21 protein-coding genes and 5 pseudogenes are annotated in these 23,499 nt (G+C 61.1%); 17 read left to right on the top strand and 9 right to left on the bottom strand.

Annotated elements, in window-relative coordinates; translation table 11 throughout:
• Positions 1 to 211 precede the first annotated feature (211 nt).
• The gene (locus tag J4G43_RS42950) at positions 212 to 802 is read right to left on the bottom strand and encodes a prepilin peptidase (protein WP_063709787.1); all 591 of its coding nucleotides are present in this window, start codon (positions 800 to 802) and stop codon (positions 212 to 214) included.
• 1,486 nt (positions 803 to 2,288) lie between these two features.
• Here J4G43_RS42950 and J4G43_RS42945 point away from each other — a divergent pair.
• Together J4G43_RS42945 and J4G43_RS42940 are read left to right on the top strand one after the other, a co-directional pair.
• Positions 2,289 to 3,575 carry a M20/M25/M40 family metallo-hydrolase gene (locus J4G43_RS42945; protein ID WP_208088569.1) on the top strand — a complete coding sequence of 429 codons (1,287 nt, stop codon included), beginning with the start codon at positions 2,289 to 2,291 and terminating at the stop codon, positions 3,573 to 3,575.
• Positions 3,576 to 3,599: 24 nt separating this feature from the next.
• On the top strand, positions 3,600 to 4,055 hold the full coding sequence (locus J4G43_RS42940) for a hypothetical protein (protein WP_208088568.1): 456 nt from the start codon (positions 3,600 to 3,602) through the stop codon (positions 4,053 to 4,055).
• 125 nt (positions 4,056 to 4,180) lie between these two features.
• Here the strand turns inward: J4G43_RS42940 and J4G43_RS42935 are convergent, their stop codons facing one another.
• A complete protein-coding gene (locus J4G43_RS42935; protein ID WP_208086551.1) occupies positions 4,181 to 5,524 on the bottom strand; it encodes an IS1380-like element ISBdi2 family transposase in 1,344 nt (447 codons plus the stop codon).
• 169 nt (positions 5,525 to 5,693) lie between these two features.
• Between J4G43_RS42935 and J4G43_RS42930 the strand changes: the two genes are divergently transcribed.
• From J4G43_RS42930 to J4G43_RS42925, 3 genes are all read left to right on the top strand, one after another.
• Positions 5,694 to 6,944, top strand: a complete 1,251-nt coding sequence (locus tag J4G43_RS42930) for a M4 family metallopeptidase (RefSeq protein ID WP_208088567.1) — start codon at positions 5,694 to 5,696, stop codon at positions 6,942 to 6,944.
• A 663-nt stretch (positions 6,945 to 7,607) separates the two neighbouring features.
• Positions 7,608 to 8,012, top strand: coding sequence for a transposase (locus tag J4G43_RS56215; protein WP_225005445.1), 405 nt, complete (start codon positions 7,608 to 7,610; stop codon positions 8,010 to 8,012).
• 48 nt (positions 8,013 to 8,060) lie between these two features.
• Positions 8,061 to 8,645, top strand: a complete 585-nt coding sequence (locus tag J4G43_RS42925; protein ID WP_225005444.1) for a hypothetical protein — start codon at positions 8,061 to 8,063, stop codon at positions 8,643 to 8,645.
• Between the two features lie 30 nt (positions 8,646 to 8,675).
• Here J4G43_RS42925 and istB (J4G43_RS42920) read toward each other — a convergent pair.
• The 5 genes and pseudogenes from istB (J4G43_RS42920) to tnpA (J4G43_RS56210) form a co-directional block, all read right to left on the bottom strand.
• Positions 8,676 to 9,101, bottom strand: a pseudogene (gene istB / locus J4G43_RS42920) (IS21-like element ISFK1 family helper ATPase IstB); the annotation flags it as partial.
• Positions 9,102 to 9,149: 48 nt separating this feature from the next.
• The gene (locus J4G43_RS42915) at positions 9,150 to 9,800 is read right to left on the bottom strand and encodes a UPF0149 family protein (RefSeq protein ID WP_063712394.1); all 651 of its coding nucleotides are present in this window, start codon (positions 9,798 to 9,800) and stop codon (positions 9,150 to 9,152) included.
• Positions 9,797 to 11,347, bottom strand: coding sequence for an IS66 family transposase (gene tnpC, locus J4G43_RS42910; RefSeq protein ID WP_035681142.1), 1,551 nt, complete (start codon positions 11,345 to 11,347; stop codon positions 9,797 to 9,799). Before tnpC (J4G43_RS42910) ends, J4G43_RS42915 begins: the two co-directional genes overlap by 4 nt.
• Before the next feature lie 50 nt (positions 11,348 to 11,397).
• Entirely contained in the window at positions 11,398 to 11,754 is a 357-nt protein-coding gene (gene tnpB / locus J4G43_RS42905) for an IS66 family insertion sequence element accessory protein TnpB (RefSeq protein ID WP_018273742.1), read from the bottom strand.
• The gene (gene tnpA, locus J4G43_RS56210; protein WP_018273743.1) at positions 11,751 to 12,173 is read right to left on the bottom strand and encodes an IS66-like element accessory protein TnpA; all 423 of its coding nucleotides are present in this window, start codon (positions 12,171 to 12,173) and stop codon (positions 11,751 to 11,753) included. The genes tnpB (J4G43_RS42905) and tnpA (J4G43_RS56210) overlap by 4 nt, the downstream gene beginning before the upstream one ends.
• Positions 12,174 to 12,260: 87 nt before the next feature.
• On the opposite strand from tnpA (J4G43_RS56210), the pseudogene J4G43_RS42895 reads away from it, so the two are divergent.
• Positions 12,261 to 12,839: pseudogene (locus J4G43_RS42895) on the top strand (IS3-like element ISRj2 family transposase); the annotation flags it as partial.
• A gap of 197 nt (positions 12,840 to 13,036) precedes the next feature.
• Here the strand turns inward: J4G43_RS42895 and J4G43_RS42890 are convergent.
• Positions 13,037 to 13,516, bottom strand: coding sequence for a tyrosine-type recombinase/integrase (locus J4G43_RS42890; protein ID WP_225005442.1), 480 nt, complete (start codon positions 13,514 to 13,516; stop codon positions 13,037 to 13,039).
• A gap of 175 nt (positions 13,517 to 13,691) precedes the next feature.
• Between J4G43_RS42890 and istA the strand changes: the two genes are divergently transcribed.
• The 6 genes and pseudogenes from istA to J4G43_RS42860 all read left to right on the top strand — a co-directional run bounded on the left by istA (position 13,692) and on the right by J4G43_RS42860 (position 18,708).
• Complete coding sequence (gene istA, locus J4G43_RS42885) at positions 13,692 to 15,233, top strand: IS21-like element ISFK1 family transposase (RefSeq protein ID WP_208088565.1); 1,542 nt, start codon at positions 13,692 to 13,694, stop codon at positions 15,231 to 15,233.
• Positions 15,234 to 15,251: 18 nt separating this feature from the next.
• Positions 15,252 to 15,596: pseudogene (istB, locus tag J4G43_RS42880) on the top strand (IS21-like element ISFK1 family helper ATPase IstB); the annotation flags it as partial.
• A gap of 88 nt (positions 15,597 to 15,684) precedes the next feature.
• Entirely contained in the window at positions 15,685 to 16,107 is a 423-nt protein-coding gene (gene tnpA / locus J4G43_RS56205; RefSeq protein ID WP_018273743.1) for an IS66-like element accessory protein TnpA, read from the top strand.
• Entirely contained in the window at positions 16,104 to 16,460 is a 357-nt protein-coding gene (gene tnpB / locus J4G43_RS42870) for an IS66 family insertion sequence element accessory protein TnpB (protein WP_018273742.1), read from the top strand. The genes tnpA (J4G43_RS56205) and tnpB (J4G43_RS42870) overlap by 4 nt, the downstream gene beginning before the upstream one ends.
• A gap of 50 nt (positions 16,461 to 16,510) precedes the next feature.
• Positions 16,511 to 18,061 carry an IS66 family transposase gene (gene tnpC, locus J4G43_RS42865; protein WP_035681142.1) on the top strand — a complete coding sequence of 517 codons (1,551 nt, stop codon included), beginning with the start codon at positions 16,511 to 16,513 and terminating at the stop codon, positions 18,059 to 18,061.
• Positions 18,058 to 18,708, top strand: a complete 651-nt coding sequence (locus J4G43_RS42860; protein WP_063712394.1) for a UPF0149 family protein — start codon at positions 18,058 to 18,060, stop codon at positions 18,706 to 18,708. Before tnpC (J4G43_RS42865) ends, J4G43_RS42860 begins: the two co-directional genes overlap by 4 nt.
• Before the next feature lie 43 nt (positions 18,709 to 18,751).
• Here J4G43_RS42860 and J4G43_RS42855 read toward each other — a convergent pair.
• Positions 18,752 to 19,317: pseudogene (locus tag J4G43_RS42855) on the bottom strand (IS3-like element ISRj2 family transposase); the annotation flags it as partial.
• Positions 19,318 to 20,932: 1,615 nt separating this feature from the next.
• Here J4G43_RS42855 and J4G43_RS42850 point away from each other — a divergent pair.
• The 5 genes and pseudogenes from J4G43_RS42850 to J4G43_RS55460 all read left to right on the top strand — a co-directional run bounded on the left by J4G43_RS42850 (position 20,933) and on the right by J4G43_RS55460 (position 23,400).
• A complete protein-coding gene (locus tag J4G43_RS42850) occupies positions 20,933 to 21,682 on the top strand; it encodes a glucose 1-dehydrogenase (protein ID WP_225005440.1) in 750 nt (249 codons plus the stop codon).
• Positions 21,683 to 21,845: 163 nt separating this feature from the next.
• Positions 21,846 to 22,280, top strand: a pseudogene (locus J4G43_RS55475) (oleate hydratase).
• Positions 22,177 to 22,509: an oleate hydratase gene (locus J4G43_RS55470; RefSeq protein ID WP_321576297.1), complete on the top strand. Its 333-nt coding sequence runs from the start codon at positions 22,177 to 22,179 to the stop codon at positions 22,507 to 22,509. The pseudogene J4G43_RS55475 and the gene J4G43_RS55470 overlap by 104 nt, the downstream one beginning before the upstream one ends.
• A 49-nt stretch (positions 22,510 to 22,558) precedes the next feature.
• Complete coding sequence (locus J4G43_RS55465) at positions 22,559 to 23,083, top strand: oleate hydratase (protein WP_256461363.1); 525 nt, start codon at positions 22,559 to 22,561, stop codon at positions 23,081 to 23,083.
• Positions 23,083 to 23,400 carry an oleate hydratase gene (locus tag J4G43_RS55460; protein WP_256461362.1) on the top strand — a complete coding sequence of 106 codons (318 nt, stop codon included), beginning with the start codon at positions 23,083 to 23,085 and terminating at the stop codon, positions 23,398 to 23,400. Before J4G43_RS55465 ends, J4G43_RS55460 begins: the two co-directional genes overlap by 1 nt.
• The last annotated feature ends 99 nt before the right edge of the window (positions 23,401 to 23,499 follow it).

Below are 23,499 nucleotides of genomic sequence, written 5' to 3'. Positions count from 1 at the left end.
GATTCAATGCCGGAGCGCCCAGCGAGTTCGACTCGCCTGTGCGCGTGATGAGGTTCTCGATCGGATTTTTGGTAAACGCGCTAATTCGTAAAGGTCCAAGAGCTAGTCGTGAGCATGTTGTTGCTCCGGATCCCTAAAACACCTTCATATCCGAATGAATGCCGCAATCGCCGTTGACATCAATTTTCGTCATTATGTGAACTCTCTTGCGTCAGAGCGGTTGCATAGGCGAGGCAGCACGGCGCGTTATTGTGGCGCCGTGAATGTCCGGCAGTATTCTGGCTGGCGCCCACAAACCATCCAGTAAATTGATGGTCTGGAAAGACATACTTGCAGCGCTTGTCTGCACAGCAAGCACGACGAGTAGGCCAACGACCAGAAATGGTCCGAACGGGATCGACGTTCGTGCGGTGGCGCCTTGCCCGACAACATGGAGGCAGAGCACGACGAACAGCGCCGCGACGCTTGCGACAAGCAACAGAATCGGGAAGTCGAATAGTCCAGTCCAAAGCGTAGCGGCGGCCAGGAACTTGACGTCACCAAGGCCGAGCCCTTGTATGCTGCGCCAACGGAAGTAGAGTTCTCTCAACAGCAGGAGCAGGGCAGCGATTATCAAGCCTTGGCTGCCCGCGATCACTGGACCAATCGCCCCCTCCATCGCAAACGTCCTCGCAAGTCCCAGCGCTGCGATCAAGCCGTTGATCCAATCAGGGATGATGCCATGGCGGAGATCGGTCCAGATCAGCCAGCCACACGCGAACAGCAGCAGCGTGTAGCAAATCGTGTTAGTCAAGTCTGTCATGAAGGCTGCGGCATGAGGACGACATGGAGTGGCGGCTCACAATGCGAGCGGGGGAGGGCCACCAAGATCACCGCGGCGATCCAGCTTCCGAGCGCCGGCGTGGCCAGACGGCGCGCGTTGCCACCCGCGCACGGTTCGGCAGAACCTAAAGGTGAACGCCATGAGAATGTAATTGCGACGCACATAGGCACGCTACGAGCTTAGCCGGGCCGCAACCGGCATGCAATGACTGAGGCGGGACGCTGCTTGCACCCTTACGGTCACAGGCTGGGTGACGGTACCGCCCGCACAGCAGCGGCGTAGGAATGCGTAGCGCCGTTGCGAGCAGCAACCCAAGCGAAGGAATCATCCCGCATTCATCCCCGCTCATGGCGCGCCTTTTCGAGCTTCTTTGGATCGTCATTCGCCTCGGAGGGCGAGTGGCGGTTTCGTCACAACACAAGCCAGCTAACCGCAGGTCGGCCTCCCGGGTTTGGCCGAACAAGGGCAGTCCCGACGAGGATTCGACATCAGCGACACATTCACTCGATCGCTCTGCAGGCCCGGGGGCCGCGGCCGAAAGGAATAGTTTCGTCTTGATTGAGTCCCCCTCGACAACAACGGCGATCCAGGCCCTCGGAGCGCCGCATTGCAATTTTCATCCTCCTCCCCGCAAGCGGCGCGTCTGGAGAATGTAGCGCTGGCAGCCCGATCTGCGGGGACCATCTATTGAACGTACGCGCATTTACAATGAGGCCCTGGCGCTAGGTCTCGAGTGGATGCCCCTGCCACACGCAGAATATGGCGCAGTGAGAATATGATCCGCGTCGCTAAGGCAACGCTGGCGGCCGTCCGAGTTCGAGTAATTTGTTGATCAGGCCTGCTCTCATGCGAGCGGTCCTGTTTGAATTAGTAGCAGCAATTCGGTGCGGCTGAGCAGGACAAGGCCTCCCACAACTGCCGGCCCGGCCATTACAAAGCGCTCGCCGGCGTTCAGTTGCTGCTGGCGCAACCCGCCGTGAGCGCGGCTCGTTCTGAACGATCCAACACGAGCACAAAGCTGCCTACTTGCGGGACCTTGAGAATGGCGCCAAGGCTAGCTTGGTTCTCCATTTCGACAGAACTTGATGACGCCGGATCCCCACCGGCTCCCGGTCCTGCAATTCGGTACGCTCAGCGGCACCGGTTGCACAGTTTCTGAATAGTCGCGATTTCGTCGCTAACGCTGCAACGAATGTCGGTCACTAGCCGTGCCGATTGTCAGGTTAGCCCAATATCGAGCTACGACGCACCCAGATGCTACGAAGAGAACGCGCAATGTTGGAATTCCGATTTGGCACGCCGCTTGCTCTGTTCGCACGACCACAGCAATTCTCGCAAGAGACATCAACTTCAAGCGGACCGGCCGCGGTCATCGCTGAACGACTGGTTGTCCGGCAGCTGCCGTAACCATGCGTAGCGCGGTTGCATCATCGGCATACTCATGCGTCGGCGAAAAGGAGTAGGCATGAAAAGAATGAGTTTCTCAAAGACAATTCTAACTGCTTTAGCCACGTTGCTGGTGGGCAGTCCCTGTACTTATGCACAATCCTCAAGGCTTTGGGTTGTCACTGGCGACAATGTAGCAGCTGCCGTGCAGCAGTCTCTTGCGAGCCGCCAATCAGTTGCGGACGATCTCGTTGCTCCCACGTTTCAAGTGATCAACGGCATGTCCGTTGCTGACATCGCTGAGAAAGACTTAGACAGGTTTTCTAATTGGATGCGCAGCGCATGCCCGCGCTGCGGCGGCTTCACTGTCCACGCGTCGCGCGAGGCAGCCCTCAAGGAGGTGGACAACCCAGCTTACAAGCCCGGATTTCGCTACTTAGCTCCCCTTCCGGAGACGCTTGATCAGCAGAGTACCGTGAGCCGCGCCCTCGATCGGGTTAAGGGCGATAAGATCCTCAGCACGATCACAATGCTCCAAGGTTTCGGGACGCGACACTTCGAAACGTCCAAAGGGCAAGAAGCGGCCGAGTTTGTTCGTAGAGAATGGCAGAGCATGGGACAGGAGCGTCCAGACTTCACGGTCGCGCTATTTTCGCACGGCTGGGTTCAGAACTCGGTTATCGGAACAATCCGAGGCGCGTCCCGGCCGGAGGAAGTAGTGGTGATTGGCGCGCATATCGACTCTATTAATCGGAAGAATAAAGAGAACCCCAAAGAGAACGCGCCTGGCGCTGACGACGACGCATCCGGAGTCGCGGTCGTCACAGAGGCGCTTCGTGTGCTGATGGAAATGGGATTCAAACCGCAGCGGACCATTACGTTTATGGCCTATTCGGCAGAAGAGGTAGGGCTCCGAGGTTCCGCAGAAATTGCGGACAGATACGCAGCCGAAAGCAAAGAAGGGCAAGAGGTAATTGCGGTCTTGCAGTTTGACATGATCGGCTTCAATGCCGACCGGGGCCCCCGGGACATCTACCTGGTGGACGATTACACCAGCCCCGAACTAAATGGTTTTCTCACTAAGCTCCTAAAGGAATACAACCATTCTGGTGCTCATGCGATCACGCACGGTGAAACTAAGGGCTGCTACGCATGCTCTGATCATGTCTCGTGGATGAGAAATGGCATCCGCGCAGCCTGGCCGTTCGAGGCTCCGCTCGAAGGGAGCAATCCATACATTCACACTTCGGAGGACGTGGTCTCCAAGTTGGATGCAACAAAAGCCGCCCGCTTCGCCAAGCTTGCAATTGAGTTTCTGATCGAAACAGCAAAAGGCGTCGATGGTCGTGAGAGCTATCGCAACTGATGATGGTGACAATGAATATGCAGGTTGAGCCAGATCGCAGCAATTACTTGCGCTACTTTCAATGCAGCGAAGCGATTAATCGAGCTTGAGGAGAGTGTCATGCGTCATAACCGTATCCACGCACTGGCGTGCATTGTATTGAGTGCCTTGCTGGGGTCAGCTACCGCCGCCGAGATTCGTGAGGTGAACAAGGTTGTACCTCAAACCGGTCCCCTAGGTGAAATAGCTCAAGGAAGATCACCTGAGGCCTCCGTTGCGGGCTTACTCGGGCTCGATACTTCTTCGTCGGTTAAGGCGCTGCCTAACCGTTCCGGCGCCACTTTCCGCCTTGAGCAGCAGCACAACGGAATTCCCGTGTGGGGCTCGCAGATCGTTGCCGAGAGATCTGCTGATGGCACGAGAATTGTTGCCTTAAGCGGAACTGCTGCCTACGATCTAGCCCGTCCTATTCGTGAGAGTGCGGCTTTTGGGCCCGATTGATGCGGCCGCACATCTTGTCTGACGAGGCGCACAGGATTGCCTTCGGCTTTTCGCCGCCTGACGACCGGTACTTTGCAACGCGCTTGAGGGATGGGTTGGGCGAACGGGGGCGGACGCCCCGCCGGTCAAGGACCGAGCGGCAGCAGCGCGCCGGGCAAGCCGCAGATCAGGTCGGCTTCGGGACATGCCGCGGCAAACGCAAGGCGAATGCGGCTCGTGGTCTCGACGACACGGGCGGCGATTTTCAAGAGACGAAGACGCAGCGTCGCGAACTCGGCAGCGGCCAATTCCCGGGCTTTGGGAATGGCGTCGCGCACGGTCAGCATCAGCCAATAAGCGGCCGTATGGAGCACGAGACGGACCTGGTTGGCGAGCGCCGAACGGCAGCTGGTGCGATCGGAGGCGAGCTGCGTCTTATGCAGCTTGATCAGATTCTCGGCTTGGCCGCGCGCGCAATACAGGCTGTCGTAGATCCACTCGGCCGAGCCGACATCGAGGCTGGTGACGACGAAGCGGATGTCGAGGCCGAGCATCGTCGCCTCAATACGGGCGACAGTGCGCCGTTCGCGATCCCAGGACTTTGCCTTGTGGCGCGTCTCGGTATAGCCACGCAGAACCGGCAGGTTCTCGATGGCGCGTCGCGTGCGGATGTCGTCGGCGACCTCGTCGACTTTTCTGGCGAGAGGCTTGGTGCCGGACAGACCGAAGATGTAGTCGATGCCGTTGGTCTCGCACCACGCCATGGCCTCCGGCCGGGCATAGTGCCCGTCGCCACGGAACGTAATTTGCGTGTTGTGCCATCGCGTCCGGATATGCCGTACCAGGCGGCGCAGATGGGCACGCACCTCGACGCCGCCCGGCGTCTTGCCGGGCCGCAGCACGACGGCCACGGGCCGGCTCTTCTCCGTGTCGTAGACGTGGATCGGCAGAAAGCAGCGTTCATCATAATGAGCGTTGAACAGCGAGAGCTGCTGATGGCCGTGGACGACGTCGCAGGTATCATCGATGTCGAGCGTGACGGATGCCGGCTCGTGGGGGTAGCTATCCATCCATGCGTCGACCAAAATGTAGGTCAGTCGGATCACGTCGCGCAGGCGCGGAGCATTCTCCAGCCGCGACAGCGTCGGCTGGGAACACAAATCCCGGCCCGTGTCCGGTAGGCGACCGCAGGCCAGCTTGAATGCCGGATCGGACCGCAGATGATCGAGGTCGTCGGCGTCCTCGTAGCCGCAGCAGATCGCGAACATGCGCGCGCGGAACATATCGACCAGGCTGTGCACGACCCGCGTCGGATCGCGCCGATCCGGGAACACCCGGGCCAGATTGTCGGCCAAACCGAGACGCCGCTCGGCCATCGCCAGAAGCATCACGCCCCCGTTCGAGGTCAGGCGCCCACCATCGAAGGCAGCTGTGACTTTCTTGGCGTGAACGGCTGGAAACGAGAAGGGCGGAATCGTATCATCGGTCATGGCGGGCGTGGCGTTCGCGGTTGAAGGTGATGGGGTGGCTTCGCAACCGAATCCTACGCCGCATCAGCGCTTTACCCCTCAGGCGCACTCTTACGAATAAGACGGGCTAGGTCCGGCCCTGACCGCCAAGATCACCAAACAGCAGGCGCTTCAAAAGGCTAAGGAGATTGTGCTCTCCTCTTCTCCTACGCTTCGCGGGAGCAGCTACGAAAATGAAGAGGCCGATCTCGTGTATCTCGTTCAAAAGAATCGCGAGGTCAGGCTTGTGTACCGCACGTCGTTCTTTACAACTGTCCGGGACGGAACAGCAGGTCCACGCCCGACACGTCCTGTGTTGTTTATCGACGCTATCACAGGCGAAACGGTGAGTTCCTATGAAAACCTACAACACGCCCAAAAAGGAACGGGGCCTGGCGGAAATGCCAAGACTGGCCAGTACACCTATGGAAGCGAAACCGTTCCGCCCTTCGAAGTGAGCGAGCAGGGCAGCATCTGTCAAATGGATAGCCCATATGTTTTCACCGAGCACATGAACTTCTCTGACAAAGGTACGAACAAGCCTTTTGCGTTCAGGTGTTACAACAACGCAGGGGATCATATCAATGGTGCGTTCTCACCGCTCAATGATGCCCAATTTTTCGGGCAGGTTGTTGTGGACATGTATAAGGACTGGTACGGCGTCAGTCCTTTGAAGCAGAAACTGCATATGCGCGTACACTACTCTAGTAATCAAGACAACGCATTTTGGAATGGCAGCTCAACGACGTTTGGCGATGGGCACACGATGTTCTACCCTCTCGTGGGCTTGGATGTTGTTGCGCATGAAGTGTCGCATGGTTTCACAGAGCAGAATTCGAAGCTCGAATATCAGAACCAGCCAGGTGGAATGAATGAGTCGTTTTCCGACATGGCAGGAGAGGCTGCCGAGTCCTATTACTTTCAGAAATATGGCGATACATTCGGAAGATCGGGGTCTGACTTGACCGTGGGGGCGGATGTTACCCAAAAAGCTGGCGCGTCCTTGCGATATATGTGCGACCCGCCACAGGATGGCGCGTCTATAGACCACGTCTCCAAATACTACGATGGACTAGACGTTCACTATTCCAGTGGAATTTATAACAAGGTATTTTGTATCCTATCGAAACGCTCTGGTTGGGATATCAGGAAGGCATTCCACACGTTTGTTATCGCGAATCAAGATTACTGGACGTTGAACGCCACGTTTCAAAATGGTGCCGAAGGGGTGCTCCGAGCAGCCGATAGACTGAAGTATCAAACCAAAGATGTCGTCATCGCATTTGATCAAGTAGGGATTAGTTGCGCGATGGCTGCATCCCAGGACGCCGGGATGTTGCTTCCGGACAAGCCGCGTTGGGTCTGTGTCTCTGGCCGGGCCGCTGCCGGCTCGGTAAACTGACGGCGTATGGCTTCCTAGGCCAGGACCAAATCTCGTTCGGGCAAGGGATCTCTGGCGCATTGATTGGGGGAGAACCAGCGCCATGCAGTAAGAACTCCACCGCTCAGTCTCGTGCCGCGTGAAGTTGTCGTAGAGAGTGCGGGCTTCTGGGATGAAAAGCCGTCTTGAGGGGGCGGGCGACCGGAAATGTCGGCCTATGTCCATCGTGCGGGGTACGTCGTCCGCGCTTAGGCGGCGTGAGTGACGTTCTGAGGTAGATAATTCCAGGACATGCGTGCTTAGCGCGATAATCCGGCAGGCGGGCCAGCACGTCGGTGAGCCCAGCCTGAGGATCGATCTCGTGGAGCTTGGCGGTGCGATCAAGGTATAGATTGCACCGCACGCTCTGATCGGAGCCGGCGAAGGTTCAATTTCTTTGGCCCACGGAGGCGGCCCATAGCTCGGGGTGGCGGTAATTATCGGGACATGCACACTCGTTCGTAAGCGGCAAAGAGATCCCATCTGGCGGAGTGGGGCGAGCGATCGGATATCGGTTGCGGAGTCTGTGAGCCGATGTGAGCTTCTATGTCTGCGCCTAGCTCTGAAACTAGACCTTCCATATGACCAAAGCGGTCGCCCAGCGTCTTGAGGGGCCCCGCGACAACTTCGCCGAACGCTGGTTGGATGAGTTCAAAGGCACAAGTCGTGGCAGAGGCGCTGGAGCCTGGTGTATCGGGCATCGCCCATCGGATCGGCATTCACCCCTCGCAGCTCTTTGCCTGGCGTAGCGATGCTCGGGCCGAAAGACTACCTGTCGCGGCCCTCGAGTGGCGAAGCCGCCGTGACGTGCATATCAGTGATCGAAATTTCCGTCGGCGGGGTGCGCGCCGGCGTCGATGTCGACGAGGCACACTTGCAGCGGGTGATCCGGGCGGTCCGATCGGCATGATCCCCTCTGGTGTGAAGGTGTTCCTCACCTGCATCCGGTCGACTTCCGCAGTTATGCGGAGCCCACGATTATGCGGGCGGCCGTTCAATCCGAGACCCGCTTCGTTATCCACCTGCTGCCCTCTGTCTCACTCGGCATAATCTGAGGCCTCGCTTCCTGCCTTGATGGCAACGAATGGGAGACAAGGAATGGCCAAGTCGAGTGAGGATCACTGCCACGGGCTGCGCTGCATGGACGCAGGCGATCTCGCCCCGCTGGTGACGGAGTTCACACGACACCCGACGGCGTTGGGGCATAAGAGCTTGACGGTGAGCGGCTATGACGCTGCAGCCCGTCACCTCGCGCAATGGCTGACGCTGGCCAAGATCGCAGTCCCTGATATCGATGATGGCGTCGCCGATCGGTTCGCTCGGCATCGCTGTCGATGCCCCGGCATCCGTCGCAAGAGGAGCGTGGCCGCGAAGTACGTGAGGCGGGTACGCCGGTTCATCGAGTTTCTGGGCGAGCGCGGAACCGTCCAGCGCAAGCCGAAGCCCGCATTACCGACACCCCACCGCCGGGTGGTCGAGTTCCAGGACTGGCTGCGACAGCATCACGACGTCACAGAGCTGACAATAAATCGGCACGGTCGCATGGTCATGCGGCTGCTCCCGGCGCTTGGCATCAGGCCGCGAAGTTGGAATGCCCAGCTCATTCGCGACGTGATTGCGGATTTCACGGATCGTGAGCATCGATTTCGCGCGATCGTGAGCACTGAATTCAGACGATCGTGAGCAGCCCGCTACGGCCGATGGGAGATAGAGTCAGTGTTCTGGTTGGCCGTCAAGGGTGATGGTTTTGGCGCTGCGTTTTCGCATGCTTTCTCCGGTGAGCTGGAGGCGGTGGGCGTTGTGGACGAGGCGATCGAGAATGGCGTCGGCGACCGTGGGGTCCCCAATGGCTCCATGCCAGGTGTCCACGGGGAGCTGACTTGTGACGATGGTGGATGCGCGGCCATGGCGGTCCTCGAGGATTTCGAGCAGATCGCGGCGTTCCGCGGCGGTGAGCACCGATAGTCCCCAATCATCCAAAATCAGAAGCTGAGCGCGGCCGAGGCTTTTGAGGAGCCGAGCGTAACGTCCGTCTCCGCGCGCGAGCGCGAGCGCCTCGAACAGCCTTGGAACGCGATGATAGAGGACTGATCGGTTGTCGCGGCAGGCCTTGTGGCCGAGCGCGCAGGCTAACCAACTGTAAACGGTACGAGAGGCCCACGGAGCCACGGACTTGGTGCGGACGGCCTACGCACCGCGCTTGAAGCGTATAGGCATCCAGAACTGCCGGAGGGCCTCGACGGTTGCTGGAATGTTGCGCCAGGCGTTTTGGATGATGGGCTGCGTTCCCAGCGTGCGCCGGGCCGGGGGTAGCAAGGGTCGACCGGCGTCGTCGATGCAATGGACCAAGATCGGCCGCAGCATAAGGTGTTCGGTTCCATTCGGGGGGAGAAGCCGCGACCAGACGAGAAGCCGAAGCTTCATGACGGCGTAGAAGCCCATGCACCAGGGCTGCGGGTCGACTTCGCCGTCCGGTGATCGCACGAACAGCGGCTCGAAGCTCTCCGGTCTCGTCGACAGCGTCTCGCTGATAGCGTTGTGGCGCATCAGCGTGGCGGCGATTGCCGAGAACTCCTCGGTGTCGTGATTGAAGGCGTCGGGATCTACGCCGAGGAGCGGGCACACCCATTCCTCGGACGCCATCGAGACCGGCCCGGCGACGACCGCGGCCACCGCGCCATCGAGCATGGAGAGCGACGTCGCCCGCGGATGCCGAAGCGTCGGCGACCTGGCGCGCTTGCTGATCCATTGCCCGAGCCGTTCGAACGACATGGCATAGTCCGCCATCGTCGTCTTGCGTGCTTTTCGCGTTCCCCGCCCTTGCTTCGGCTTCGTCATGCCACGGCCCGCTTTTCGGCTTCGCGTGCGGCCTTCCAGTTCCAGGCCAGAAGTTCGTGAAGCTGGTTGGTCTTCGTGGCGCCGCTCACCATGCGATCGAGAACGTCGACGAGATACGCCTCGGGGTCGAGGCCATTCAATTTCGCTGTGTTAAGAAGCGAAGCGAGTATCGCCCAGGTCTCGCCCCCGCCTTCGTCACCACTGAACAACGAGTTCTTTTTTCCGATCGCAATTGGCCTGATCGATCGTTCGACCGTGTTGGTGTCCGGCTCGAGCCGCCCGTCATCCAGGAACGTCGTCAGGCCCTGCCAGCGTTCGAGCATGTAGTCGATCGCCTTGATGAGCGTCGAGCGGCGGGAGATCCCGTCCTTCACCGCGATCAGACGGGCCCTCAACGCCTCCATCAGCGGCTTCGTCTCGGCCTGTCGCGTCGCGCGGCGTTCCCCAGCATCGAGACCGCGGATCCTCTCCTCGATCGCGTAGACGGCCGCAATGCGCTCGATGACCTCCGCGGCGAAGGGTGAGTTCGTCGTCTTGTGCACCCTCACGAAGTTGCGGCGCGCGTGAACGAGACAATACGCCAGCTGGATCTGGCCCGACATCATCGCATCGCCCGCCAGCGAGGCGTAGGCGGCATAGCCGTCGACTTGCAGCACGCCTTCGAAGCCGGCTAACTGCGCCACGATCTCCTTTTTGCCGCGACCACCTGCGAACACGTAGGCGACCGCCGGCGGCGCCGGCCCCTTCCACGCCCGATCGTCCGTCGCGTGCGCCCAGAACTGGCAGATCCTCGTGCGGCCGCGTCCCGGATCGAGCACTGGCATCGGCGTCTCGTCGCAGAACAGCCGCTCGAAGCCGTGCATAGTCTTCAGTTGCAGATCGTAGAGGCCCCTGACCAGCCACGCCGCGCTCCCCATCCAGCGCGCCAGCGTCTGACGGTCGACGACGACACCCTGACCCGCCAGGATCTGCGTCTGGCGATAGAGCGTCGATTGCCAGGCATATTTGGCCGCGGCGATATGCGCGATCAGCGCCGTCGTTGCCATGCCGCCCTCGACGAGCCGCGCCGGTGCCGGGGCCTGGACAATCGGGCCCTCACAGGAGCGGCAGGCGTATTTTGGACGGATCGTGCGGAGCACACGCAGCCACGCGGGAACCCGATCGAGCGCTTCGCTGCTCTCCTCGCCGATCCGATGCATCTGACCCGTGCAGCACGGGCACAGCGTGGACGCCGGCTCGATCACCCGCTCGACCCGAGGCAGATGCGCCGGCAGCGCGCCGATGTTGCGCTTCGCTTTGCGCCGCTCCGGCCGCGGCGCGTCCGGTTTGTCGTCATTGGCCGGGAGCTGTGAGCCGGCGGTCCGTTCCAGATCAAACGCGATCTGTTCGGCGCAGACGATCGCCGCGCGCTCCGATCGTGCGCCGAAGATCAGGCTCTTCAACGTGGCGATCTCTGCGCGCAGATCATCGTTCTCGCCTTCGAAAGCCAGCACCATCTCGGCAAGAGCCGCAGGGTCAGAGGGGAGATCTTCGGGGCGAAGCGCCATATCGCAGAGCTACACGAACGCACTCGCAATCGCCAGCAAAACAAGACGCTTCAGGCAACCTTCGTCGGCCGCTTCGTCACCTTCGGGACCACACGCGACCACTCCGCAAGACCTTCAATCAGCATCGCCAGTTGCGCCCCCGTCACCGGCATCGTACCCTCGCGAACAGGTGGCCAGGCAAAGCCCCCATTCTCCAGCCACTTCGTCGCTAGAACCATTCCCGAGCCGTCAAAAACCAGTAGCTTCAAACGATCCGATCGCTTCGATCGGAAGACATAAACGTCACCGCTGTAGGGCTTGCCGCCTAATCCCTCCGCTACCAGCGCGACAAGGCCATGAACGCCTTTACGAAAGTCAATCGGCTGCGTCGCGACGAACACACGGACCATTGGACCGAAAGAGATCATCGCGTCGATCTCACCGCCGCCAGCACGCGCTCCAGCGTCGCGGCGTCGACGCCGACGGGCACGCGCACCGTCGCGCCCGCGATCATCACCTCGATCCGCTCGGCCGGATCCGTCAGAACATGCGCCTTATCGATCGCGTTCGGCTGCGCCTCGACGGCGGCCTCGAGCCTGACTTGCACGAACTGCGGCGCTTCGCTCGACGCGAGCCGCGCCTGGCGCCGCCACACACTGAGCAGTCCCCGGTTCACCCCGTTGCGTCGAGCCACCTCGGAAATGCTCGTCTCCGGATCGGCACTCTCGGCCACGATCCGCGCCTTCTCCGCATCGCTCCAACTGCGCCGTCGCCTCTCCCCTGTGATCACCTCGATCCGCTGATAGGAGGCGGCATCATGCCCGTCTTGATGTCTGTCTTGATGCATGGAACGAGCGTCCCTCGCGTTGTCAAATCCACGCGCGAGTCTCGCTCATCCCGTCCACCTAAACGAGGTGGGGTCGTCGTACCGCTATCGGTCTATCGTCGCCCGAACACGAGCAAGCCGGCTCCGGGTCACAAGATCTACCCGTACCTGTTGCGCGGATTGAAGATCGAGCGGCCCGACCATGCGTGGGCAATGGACATCACCTACATTCCGATGCGGCGTGGCTTCGTCTATCTCGCGGCGGTCGTCGATGTGTTCAGCCGACGGGTCCTGGCCCATCGCGTCTCGATCACAATGGAGGCGGCCTTCTGCGTCGAAGCGGTCCAGGAGGCGTTGGCGAAGCACGGCAGGCCCGAGATTTTCAACACGGATCAGGGCAGCCAGTTCACCAGCCTCGAGTTCACCGATGTGCTGCTGGACGCGAAGATCGCCATCAGCATGGACGGCAAGGGCGCCTGGCGCGACAACGTGTTTGTCGAGCGGCTCTGGCGCACGGTCAAATACGAAGAAGTATATCTCCGCGCCTACGACAGCGTGTCCGAGGCGCGAGCGTCAATTGCCAAGTATCTGGCCTTCTACAATCAGGGACGCCCTCACTCGAGCCTTGACGGGCGCACGCCCGACGAGGCTTACTTCGGCACGCAAGCTATGGTGATGGCCGCATGACCGTCGCCGACGGTTTTGTCGTCGCTCTGGTCGGGCTACGCCCTCCCGACGCAACGACAAAACCGTAAAGCCCCGCGTTCAGCATAACCCGGCAGGAATCCACTTAAATCCAGCGGGGCGCTGTCCAAACAACCGGGGCCAGCTCTATTGACTCAGCATCACGCATCTCCCGGCCAGGGCTGCGACGCTCGACCTTGTCAGTGGCCGGATTGATGCGTCCAACAAGAAGAAGATTCGATCACCGACGACGTGCGGCCGAGCTTGATCCAGATACACGAGCACGGCATCACCGGCGTCTTGCGGCAATGGTAATCTCGTTTCCCGGCGCCCCTTGCCAAGAAGCGACAGCGTGGCTTTTGCCAATCAATATCGGCGAGACGAAGAGAAAGAATGTCGCTGGCTCGCAAACCTAGTCGCGCCAACAGCAGCAGGATCGCCCGATCACGCACGCCAGCCGCCGTGGTCTGATCGCACGTTGCAATCAACGTCTTGACATCCGACGAGCGGATGTATCGCGGCAGCGACGACAGTCGCAACTGCGGAATGATTGGCACAGCCTGATCGAGTCCAGCTCGGCCCCCCCCCCGCGCGCTGAGGAACCGCAAATATCCTCTCAGCGCCATCGTCATCGTCTTCACATAGGCCAGCGAGACCCGCTTCGTCTCTGCAATGATCACGTTGCGCGTTTCGCGGGATCGTGAGCGCGGATTTCAGGGGATCGTGAGCAGAGATTTCAGACGATCGTGAGCAACGATTTCGCGGGATCGTGAGCAAGGCTTTCGGAGCCTTGCAGCGCTTCGGCCGACAACTCAACCGGCTTAGGGATGACCTCGTGGTTAACGAGGAAGTCCAATGCCTACCCAGAGATTGTCGATGCGCCGGATCAAGGAAGTCCTTCGGTTAAAACATTTTCAAGGCCTGCCAGAGCGGGCCATCGCGCGGAGCGTGGGCGTCAGCAACGGCGTTGTGCACAGCTACCTGAGCCGCGCCCGCTCTGCTGGGTTGAGCTGGCCGCTTCCGGAGGGAATGACCGATGAAGACCTGGAGCTTTTGCTTTTCCCGGCCCCACGACCAGCGTCTCAGAGCCCGCAGCGGCCGGTGCCCGACTGGAGCTACATCGATAAAGAGCTCCGCCGGCGCAACGTAACCCGTCGCCTGCTCTGGGAGGAGTATCGCGCCGTTAATCCCGACGGTTTCGGGTACACGTGGTTCTGCACTACCTACGAGGCCAGGAAGGGGCGGGTCCGACCTTCGATGCGGCAGATTCATCTGGGCGGCGAGAAGGTGTTCGTGGATTTCGCCGGCGACACCATCGACATCGTCGATCCGCTGACCGGGGAAGTGCAGCCGATGAAGCTGTTCGTCGCGGCGATGGGCGCTTCGAACTACACCTACGCCGAGGCCTGCCCCAGCGAGAGCTTGGCCGACTGGATCCGGGCCCACGTCAACTTGTTCACGTTTTTGAGCGGAACGCCGACGTTCGTGGTCTGCGACAACCTCAAAGCCGCCGTCAGCAACCCCGACCGCTACGATCCCGGCCTCAATCGCACTTATGCCGAGATGGCGAGCCATTACGGCACGGCCATTCTCGCCGCACGGCCGCGGCGCCCAAAAGACAAGGCGAAGGTCGAGGTCGCGGTGCAAATCGCCCAGCGCTGGATTCTGGCCCGGCTGCGCAATCAGCGCTTCTTTTCCCGGGCCGAGCTCAACGCCGCCATCAAGACACTCGTCGACGAACTCAATGCTCGTCAAATGCGTGGCTTCGGCTCAAGCCGCGCCGAACTGTTTGCCGAACTCGACAAACCCAAGCTAACCCCGCTGCCAGATCAGCCTTATGCCTTCGCACGCTGGAAGCGCTGCCGCCTCGCTCCCGATTATCATGTCGAGGTCGACGGCCATTGGTACTCCGCGCCGTATCGTCTGATTGGCGAGCTGGTCGATGCCCGTATCGACGATCGGACGGTCGAGATCTTCCACAAGGGCCAGCGGATCGCCAGCCATGCCCGCGCGCCCAACCGACGCGGACACACCACCATCGCCGACCACATGCCCAGCGCCCATCGCCGCTACGGCAAATGGACCCCCGCCGCGGTGATCGCCGCCGGCGAGCGGATCGGTCCTTCGACAGCAGCGTTTTTCCAGGCCGTGATCGACGCCCGGCCCCATCCAGAACAAGGCTTTCGAACCTGCCTTGGCATTCTGGCGCTCGTCAAAAGCTACGGCGCCGAACGCCTCGACGCAGCCTGCCGGAGGGGCATCCTCATCAAGGCGCGCTCCGTCGCCTCGATTAGATCGATCCTCCAGAACGGCCTCGATCGCACGTTCTTCGACGAATCTTTCGAGCACCAGCCCCTGCGCCACGGCAATATCCGCGGACGCGACTACTTCCACTGAAGCAAGGAGAGACCCGGCATGCTTAACCACCCAACCCACGAACGGCTGATCGAGCTTGGCCTGACCGGAATGGCCAAGGCCTTCGAGGAGCAGCGCCGATCGCCCGATCTCGAAGCCCTGCCGTTCGAAGATCGCATCGGCCCGTTGGTCGACCGCGAAGCCGCCGAACGCGACACCAGGCGGCTCACCACGCGCCTCAAGATCGCCGCACTGCGCCAGACTGCTTGCGTCGAGGACGTCGATCTGCGCACCCCGCGGGGCATCGACCGCGCCGTTTTCGCCAAACTCGTCGAAGGTCGCTGGATCGATCGCCACGAGAATTTGCTCGTCACCGGGGCAACCGGCCTGGGCAAAAGTTGGTTGATAGCGGTACGACGACCCCACCTCGTTTAGGTGGACGGGATGAGCGAGACTCGCGCGTGGATTTGACAACGCGAGGGACGCTCGTTCCATGCATCAAGACAGACATCAAGACGGGCATGATGCCGCCTCCTATCAGCGGATCGAGGTGATCACAGGGGAGAGGCGACGGCGCAGTTGGAGCGATGCGGAGAAGGCGCGGATCGTGGCCGAGAGTGCCGATCCGGAGACGAGCATTTCCGAGGTGGCTCGACGCAACGGGGTGAACCGGGGACTGCTCAGTGTGTGGCGGCGCCAGGCGCGGCTCGCGTCGAGCGAAGCGCCGCAGTTCGTGCAAGTCAGGCTCGAGGCCGCCGTCGAGGCGCAGCCGAACGCGATCGATAAGGCGCATGTTCTGACGGATCCGGCCGAGCGGATCGAGGTGATGATCGCGGGCGCGACGGTGCGCGTGCCCGTCGGCGTCGACGCCGCGACGCTGGAGCGCGTGCTGGCGGCGGTGAGATCGACGCGATGATCTCTTTCGGTCCAATGGTCCGTGTGTTCGTCGCGACGCAGCCGATTGACTTTCGTAAAGGCGTTCATGGCCTTGTCGCGCTGGTAGCGGAGGGATTAGGCGGCAAGCCCTACAGCGGTGACGTTTATGTCTTCCGATCGAAGCGATCGGATCGTTTGAAGCTACTGGTTTTTGACGGCTCGGGAATGGTTCTAGCGACGAAGTGGCTGGAGAATGGGGGCTTTGCCTGGCCACCTGTTCGCGAGGGTACGATGCCGGTGACGGGGGCGCAACTGGCGATGCTGATTGAAGGTCTTGCGGAGTGGTCGCGTGTGGTCCCGAAGGTGACGAAGCGGCCGACGAAGGTTGCCTGAAGCGTCTTGTTTTGCTGGCGATTGCGAGTGCGTTCGTGTAGCTCTGCGATATGGCGCTTCGCCCCGAAGATCTCCCCTCTGACCCTGCGGCTCTTGCCGAGATGGTGCTGGCTTTCGAAGGCGAGAACGATGATCTGCGCGCAGAGATCGCCACGTTGAAGAGCCTGATCTTCGGCGCACGATCGGAGCGCGCGGCGATCGTCTGCGCCGAACAGATCGCGTTTGATCTGGAACGGACCGCCGGCTCACAGCTCCCGGCCAATGACGACAAACCGGACGCGCCGCGGCCGGAGCGGCGCAAAGCGAAGCGCAACATCGGCGCGCTGCCGGCGCATCTGCCTCGGGTCGAGCGGGTGATCGAGCCGGCGTCCACGCTGTGCCCGTGCTGCACGGGTCAGATGCATCGGATCGGCGAGGAGAGCAGCGAAGCGCTCGATCGGGTTCCCGCGTGGCTGCGTGTGCTCCGCACGATCCGTCCAAAATACGCCTGCCGCTCCTGTGAGGGCCCGATTGTCCAGGCCCCGGCACCGGCGCGGCTCGTCGAGGGCGGCATGGCAACGACGGCGCTGATCGCGCATATCGCCGCGGCCAAATATGCCTGGCAATCGACGCTCTATCGCCAGACGCAGATCCTGGCGGGTCAGGGTGTCGTCGTCGACCGTCAGACGCTGGCGCGCTGGATGGGGAGCGCGGCGTGGCTGGTCAGGGGCCTCTACGATCTGCAACTGAAGACTATGCACGGCTTCGAGCGGCTGTTCTGCGACGAGACGCCGATGCCAGTGCTCGATCCGGGACGCGGCCGCACGAGGATCTGCCAGTTCTGGGCGCACGCGACGGACGATCGGGCGTGGAAGGGGCCGGCGCCGCCGGCGGTCGCCTACGTGTTCGCAGGTGGTCGCGGCAAAAAGGAGATCGTGGCGCAGTTAGCCGGCTTCGAAGGCGTGCTGCAAGTCGACGGCTATGCCGCCTACGCCTCGCTGGCGGGCGATGCGATGATGTCGGGCCAGATCCAGCTGGCGTATTGTCTCGTTCACGCGCGCCGCAACTTCGTGAGGGTGCACAAGACGACGAACTCACCCTTCGCCGCGGAGGTCATCGAGCGCATTGCGGCCGTCTACGCGATCGAGGAGAGGATCCGCGGTCTCGATGCTGGGGAACGCCGCGCGACGCGACAGGCCGAGACGAAGCCGCTGATGGAGGCGTTGAGGGCCCGTCTGATCGCGGTGAAGGACGGGATCTCCCGCCGCTCGACGCTCATCAAGGCGATCGACTACATGCTCGAACGCTGGCAGGGCCTGACGACGTTCCTGGATGACGGGCGGCTCGAGCCGGACACCAACACGGTCGAACGATCGATCAGGCCAATTGCGATCGGAAAAAAGAACTCGTTGTTCAGTGGTGACGAAGGCGGGGGCGAGACCTGGGCGATACTCGCTTCGCTTCTTAACACAGCGAAATTGAATGGCCTCGACCCCGAGGCGTATCTCGTCGACGTTCTCGATCGCATGGTGAGCGGCGCCACGAAGACCAACCAGCTTCACGAACTTCTGGCCTGGAACTGGAAGGCCGCACGCGAAGCCGAAAAGCGGGCCGTGGCATGACGAAGCCGAAGCAAGGGCGGGGAACGCGAAAAGCACGCAAGACGACGATGGCGGACTATGCCATGTCGTTCGAACGGCTCGGGCAATGGATCAGCAAGCGCGCCAGGTCGCCGACGCTTCGGCATCCGCGGGCGACGTCGCTCTCCATGCTCGATGGCGCGGTGGCCGCGGTCGTCGCCGGGCCGGTCTCGATGGCGTCCGAGGAATGGGTGTGCCCGCTCCTCGGCGTAGATCCCGACGCCTTCAATCACGACACCGAGGAGTTCTCGGCAATCGCCGCCACGCTGATGCGCCACAACGCTATCAGCGAGACGCTGTCGACGAGACCGGAGAGCTTCGAGCCGCTGTTCGTGCGATCACCGGACGGCGAAGTCGACCCGCAGCCCTGGTGCATGGGCTTCTACGCCGTCATGAAGCTTCGGCTTCTCGTCTGGTCGCGGCTTCTCCCCCCGAATGGAACCGAACACCTTATGCTGCGGCCGATCTTGGTCCATTGCATCGACGACGCCGGTCGACCCTTGCTACCCCCGGCCCGGCGCACGCTGGGAACGCAGCCCATCATCCAAAACGCCTGGCGCAACATTCCAGCAACCGTCGAGGCCCTCCGGCAGTTCTGGATGCCTATACGCTTCAAGCGCGGTGCGTAGGCCGTCCGCACCAAGTCCGTGGCTCCGTGGGCCTCTCGTACCGTTTACGATAGACCGCCTCGATCCCCATGCGCTTCATCAGCGTCGCGATGTGGCGGCGACCGGCGTATACGCCCTCCCGCCGCAGCAACGATCGCAGCATACGCGCTCCCGCGAAGGGATAATCGAGATGCAGCTCATCGAGCCGACGCATCAAGGCAAGGTCCTCGGCCGAAACTGGCCGAGGTTCATAGTAGACCGTGCTGCGAGCCAGCTTCAGGACCTTCGCCTGGCGCACGATAGAAAGATCATGATCGCGGTCGATCATCGCTTTGCGCTCAGCAGGCCCGCCTTGGTGAGCGCGCCGGACAAAAAATCGTTTTCCAACGCCAGCTCGCCGATCTTGGCATGTAACGCCTTCAAATCGACCGGCGTCTCGGCCGATGTCTTGTCATGCCCAAACACGCCGGCGGCGCCTTCCAGGAGCTGGTTTTTCCAGATCGTGATCTGGTTCGGATGAACATCAAACAGTTGCGCCAGCTCCGCCAGTGTCTTGTCGCCTTTGACCGCAGCCAAAGCAACCTTCGCCTTGAATGCCGGAGAATGCGTCCGGCGGCTCTTCTTCGTCATCTTCGCTCCTGATTCGCAGCAAGAATCCTCGCCGCTGTCAGGCAGAAAATCCACTCAAGCTACTGTCCGAATTTGCGGGGCCAGCTCTCAATATCTGGCCAAATATGTGGACCAGCAGCAGTCGCTGGGGTTCAAGTTCCGTGTCCAGCAAATCCTGCTGAGGGCTACGTCAGCTTCGCCGAGGAGCACGGCGACCGGCACATCAGAAGTGCCCGGGTCCTGGCATGGGCCGCACGAGCGCCGTCACCGGAGCAGCGCCGCAACCGGTGGGTTACCGTGCGGCGGTTCGCGCTGGCGATGCACGCCGAGAATCCGCGCCATCAGCAACGGCTTTGCGGTCATGTTTGGTGTGCGACGGTAGGGCGGCGCTCCGCTTCGCCAGCCGCAGCCGCTGACGGCTTGGCGAACAGGACATGTTTTGGGCCTTCGGCCGGAGACCGATCGAAGCTGGCATATCGGAGGATATTAGAGAGTGGAGCGCGTGCGGCGACTTACTTGCGCTCAGCGTCTAAAGCTCGCCGATTTTCTAGCGCATTGTCTGCCCAATGGCCCTCCCTTTGGGCCGAGCGCCGCAGCTCGGCTGCCCTGTCCCTTCGATTGTCACCACCCAATTTGGTTCTATAGTAGAAGTTAGCGGCCACGTGACTCGGCGCCCGATTGCAGGCGAGCACTGTCCCTACCACGCGCCGCTAACCTCACCGCAGCCAGCCTTATCGGCGGAAGAAGCTGGCTGTCTATATATCGGTCTCGGCAATCAGTCGCACAACTACCAGGAATAGTTGGCGTCTCAGGCACCTACCCAAACCGGCTTGCCGCTCACTCCCACTCTAGAAGCGCGCGTATGCGCGCAGTGATCTTCCGTGCCTCCTCCGCGCCGAGGTTGGGCTTCAAGTTATCGAGTATGCCTAACACTGCCTGAGCCTCCTCGGCATAAAGGGTGGCGACTTGGCGGTCTACTAAGCTTAGAGACTGATCGGCCGCGCGAGCCTGATTGGTTGCAAGCACAACAAGAGCTTGCGACCGCAGCGATGCGACATGCGGCTCGAGTATGTGCATTCCTTGGCCTTTAGGCCCCCCCGTGCAGTGGCATCGCAAGCGACGGGAGCCAGCCCATCCTCAAAGACTGGGGTTGGCTACCTTGGCTCGCGAGAGACTCAAACTCTCAATGTGCCACCAACTTTTATCGTCGAGACGTACCGGATGTCACCTACCAGCACTAGGTGGTGTGGACACCTATCTCATCGTCTTATGGATGAGATAAGTGTCCACACCACCTAGTTTTCGCGACAGCATCGCCATTGCGCGTGTGGCCGGCTTGATTCGTCCAGATCAACCGTGGCGTACTCGTACAGTCGAAAACGCAACCCCACGAGACAGCGACGTGGCAGTTGCGAGCCGCAACGTCCGGGTCGGCTGGTGCAGCTCTCGCATGAGCTTTAGCTCGCGATCAGATTCTGGGCGCGCGAATTGCACAGCATATCTCGCCCGCCCTCTCCCGGAGAACCTCATGTGCTCTGCGCCCCCTTCTCCCGCTCCGATCCACAAGCGGCCCGCCGCTACCCGATCTCGGAACCGAGATCGCCGCGCTCGCGGCGCCGATGAACAAACGAGGCGTGTGAACGAAAAAGTCATTCTGGTGACCGGCGGGGCTCGCGGGATGGGTGCCGCGCATGCGCGCCTGTTAGTAGCTGAGGGGGCAAGGGTCGTAATCACTGATATTCTTCGTACCGAAGGAGAGGCTCTTGCAGCTCAACTTGGCATGTCCGCCATCTATGTGTGTCAGGACGTCACCCAACCAGAGGAGTGGGCCAAGGCAGTCGCGAGCGCCGAGTATAGCTTCGGCGCGCTGCACGGGCTGGTCAACAACGCGGGGGTCGCCAGCATGGCCCCAATCGAGCAGTTCCCGCTCGATCAGTGGAACAAGACCCTTGCCGTGAATCTAACCGGTGTATTCCTCGGAATGCAGGCGGCTCTGCCGGCCATCCGGCGCGCGGGCGGAGGTTCGATCGTCAACATTTCGTCGGTCGAAGGGCTGCGGGGCAGTGCCGGGCTTCATGCCTATGTCGCTTCCAAGTTTGGCGTGCGGGGCATAACCAAGTCCGCTGCGCTGGAGGCTGCGGCCTCGGGCGTCCGCATCAACTCGATCCATCCCGGCTTCATTGCCACGCCAATGACCGAGGGCTTCGATTCCTCCGTTTTTCCGATCCCAATGGGACGGGCAGGCTGGCCGCACGAAGTGTCGCAGGCAGTCTTGTTCCTGCTCAGCGACGCGTCCAGTTACCTTACCGGTTCCGAGATCGTCATCGATGGCGGTCTGACGGCCGCCGTCCCGCACAAATGGCCGGCGCCGGAGAACATCTTTTGATGAACGCCAGCTGATTGTCCGAGCCAACCGGATAGGATGTTGCCATGTATTATAGCCGCGGAAATTACGAAGCTTTGCCCGCCCGCGCAATCGCGAGGGTGTAGACAACAAGACGGCGTGGTTCGTCGGCGCAGGCCGGGCGGCGCTTTCCGGCGCGGCCTTCCTGATCCGGGACGGGCAGATGCGCGCTGACCGGATCACCATCCTCGAGCGGCTCAGCCTGCCGGGCGGGGCGCTCGACGAGTGAAGACGGAAAGGGGCTTCGTGATCAGAAGCGGCCGCGAGATGGAGGATCATTTCGAGTGTCTATGGGATCTATTCCGCTCGATCCCCTCCCTGGGGCGCCAGCGTGCTCGACGAGTTCTATTCGTTAAACAAGGATGATCCGAACTATTCACTGCAGGGGGCCACGGTGAATCGGGGACAGTATGCCCATACCGACGGCCTCTTCACCTTGAGCGATCCGGCGCAGAGCGAATTGATCGCCGTTTTTCTTGCCACTCGTCAGGAGATGGAGAACGGCGCTTCGACGAAGTGTTCGGCAAGGATTTCTTCAGCAGCAATTTTTGTCTCTATTGGCGAACTATATTGCCTTTGAGGAATGGCATTCCGCGCTGGAGATGAAGCTCTATCTCCACCGGTTTATCCATCATATCGGCGGACTGCCAGATTTGAGCGCGCTAAAGTTCACGAAGTACAACCAGTATGAATCGCTTATTCTGCCGTTGTACAAGTGGCTGTCAAGTTCCGGTATGGCATCAAAGTCACCGATGTCGATTTCGAGATCCAGGCCGGACGCAAGCAGGCCACAGGCATCCACTGGCTAAAGGATGGCGTCGCAGACAGAGTCGGTCTCGGCGCTGACGACTTGTATTCATGACGGTCGGGTCGTTGACCGAAAGCTCGGACAGCGGCGACCATCACACACCCGCCAGGCTCGACGAAGGCCCGACGCCGGCCTGGGAGCTGTGGCGGCGTCTTGCGGCCAAGGACACCACCTTCGGCCGCCCGGACGTCTTCGGCGCCAATATCCCTGCAACCAAGTGGGAATCGGCGACCGTCACCACGCTGGACGCGCGCATTCCGGAACATATCCGCAAGGTCGCCAAACGCGATCCGTTCAGCGGCAAGGTCGTTACGGGAGGGATCGTCACGGCGCAAGATTCGAGCTGGCTGCTCAGCTGGACCGTCAACCGCCAGCCGCATTTCAAGCACCAGCCTAGGGACCAGATCATCGTCTGGCTCTATTCGCTTTTCGTCGACCGGCCTGGCGATCACGTGAAGAAACCAATGCAAGACTGCACGGGCGAGGAAATCACGCAGGAATGGCTTTATCACCTCGGCGTGTCGGTCGAGGAGATACCGGGTCTGCCGCGACGGCCGCAAACACGGAGCCGGTGATGATGCCCTATGTCACCTCCTTCTTCATGCCGCGGCAGGCGGGTGACCGGCCAGCTGTCGTGCCCAACGGGGCGGTCAATTTCACCTTTATCGGGCAGTCCGCAGACTCGGCGGAGCGGGATTGCATCTTCACGACCGAATACTCGGTTCGCACGGCGATGAAGGCCGCCTACACGCTCCTCAACATGGAACGCGGTGTGCCGGAGGCGTTCAACTCGACCTATGATGTCCGCAAGCTCCTTGCGGCAATCGGCAAGGCCAGGCCGACTTTGGCTTGGTTTCGCAAGAGGCCGTCATGGCGCTCTTGGAAAGGGTGATAACAACACACGAATTTTCCGCAACGAGCACCTTGGCTCTTTTTTTATGGGTGGAACGTTTCGTTCGGCAACTCTGTTGATTGCGCCATTATCAGCAAT

The sequence above is a fragment of the Bradyrhizobium barranii subsp. barranii genome (assembly GCF_017565645.3).
Lineage (GTDB): Bacteria > Pseudomonadota > Alphaproteobacteria > Rhizobiales > Xanthobacteraceae > Bradyrhizobium > Bradyrhizobium barranii.
This window is presented reverse-complemented; position numbering and strand designations above follow the sequence as displayed.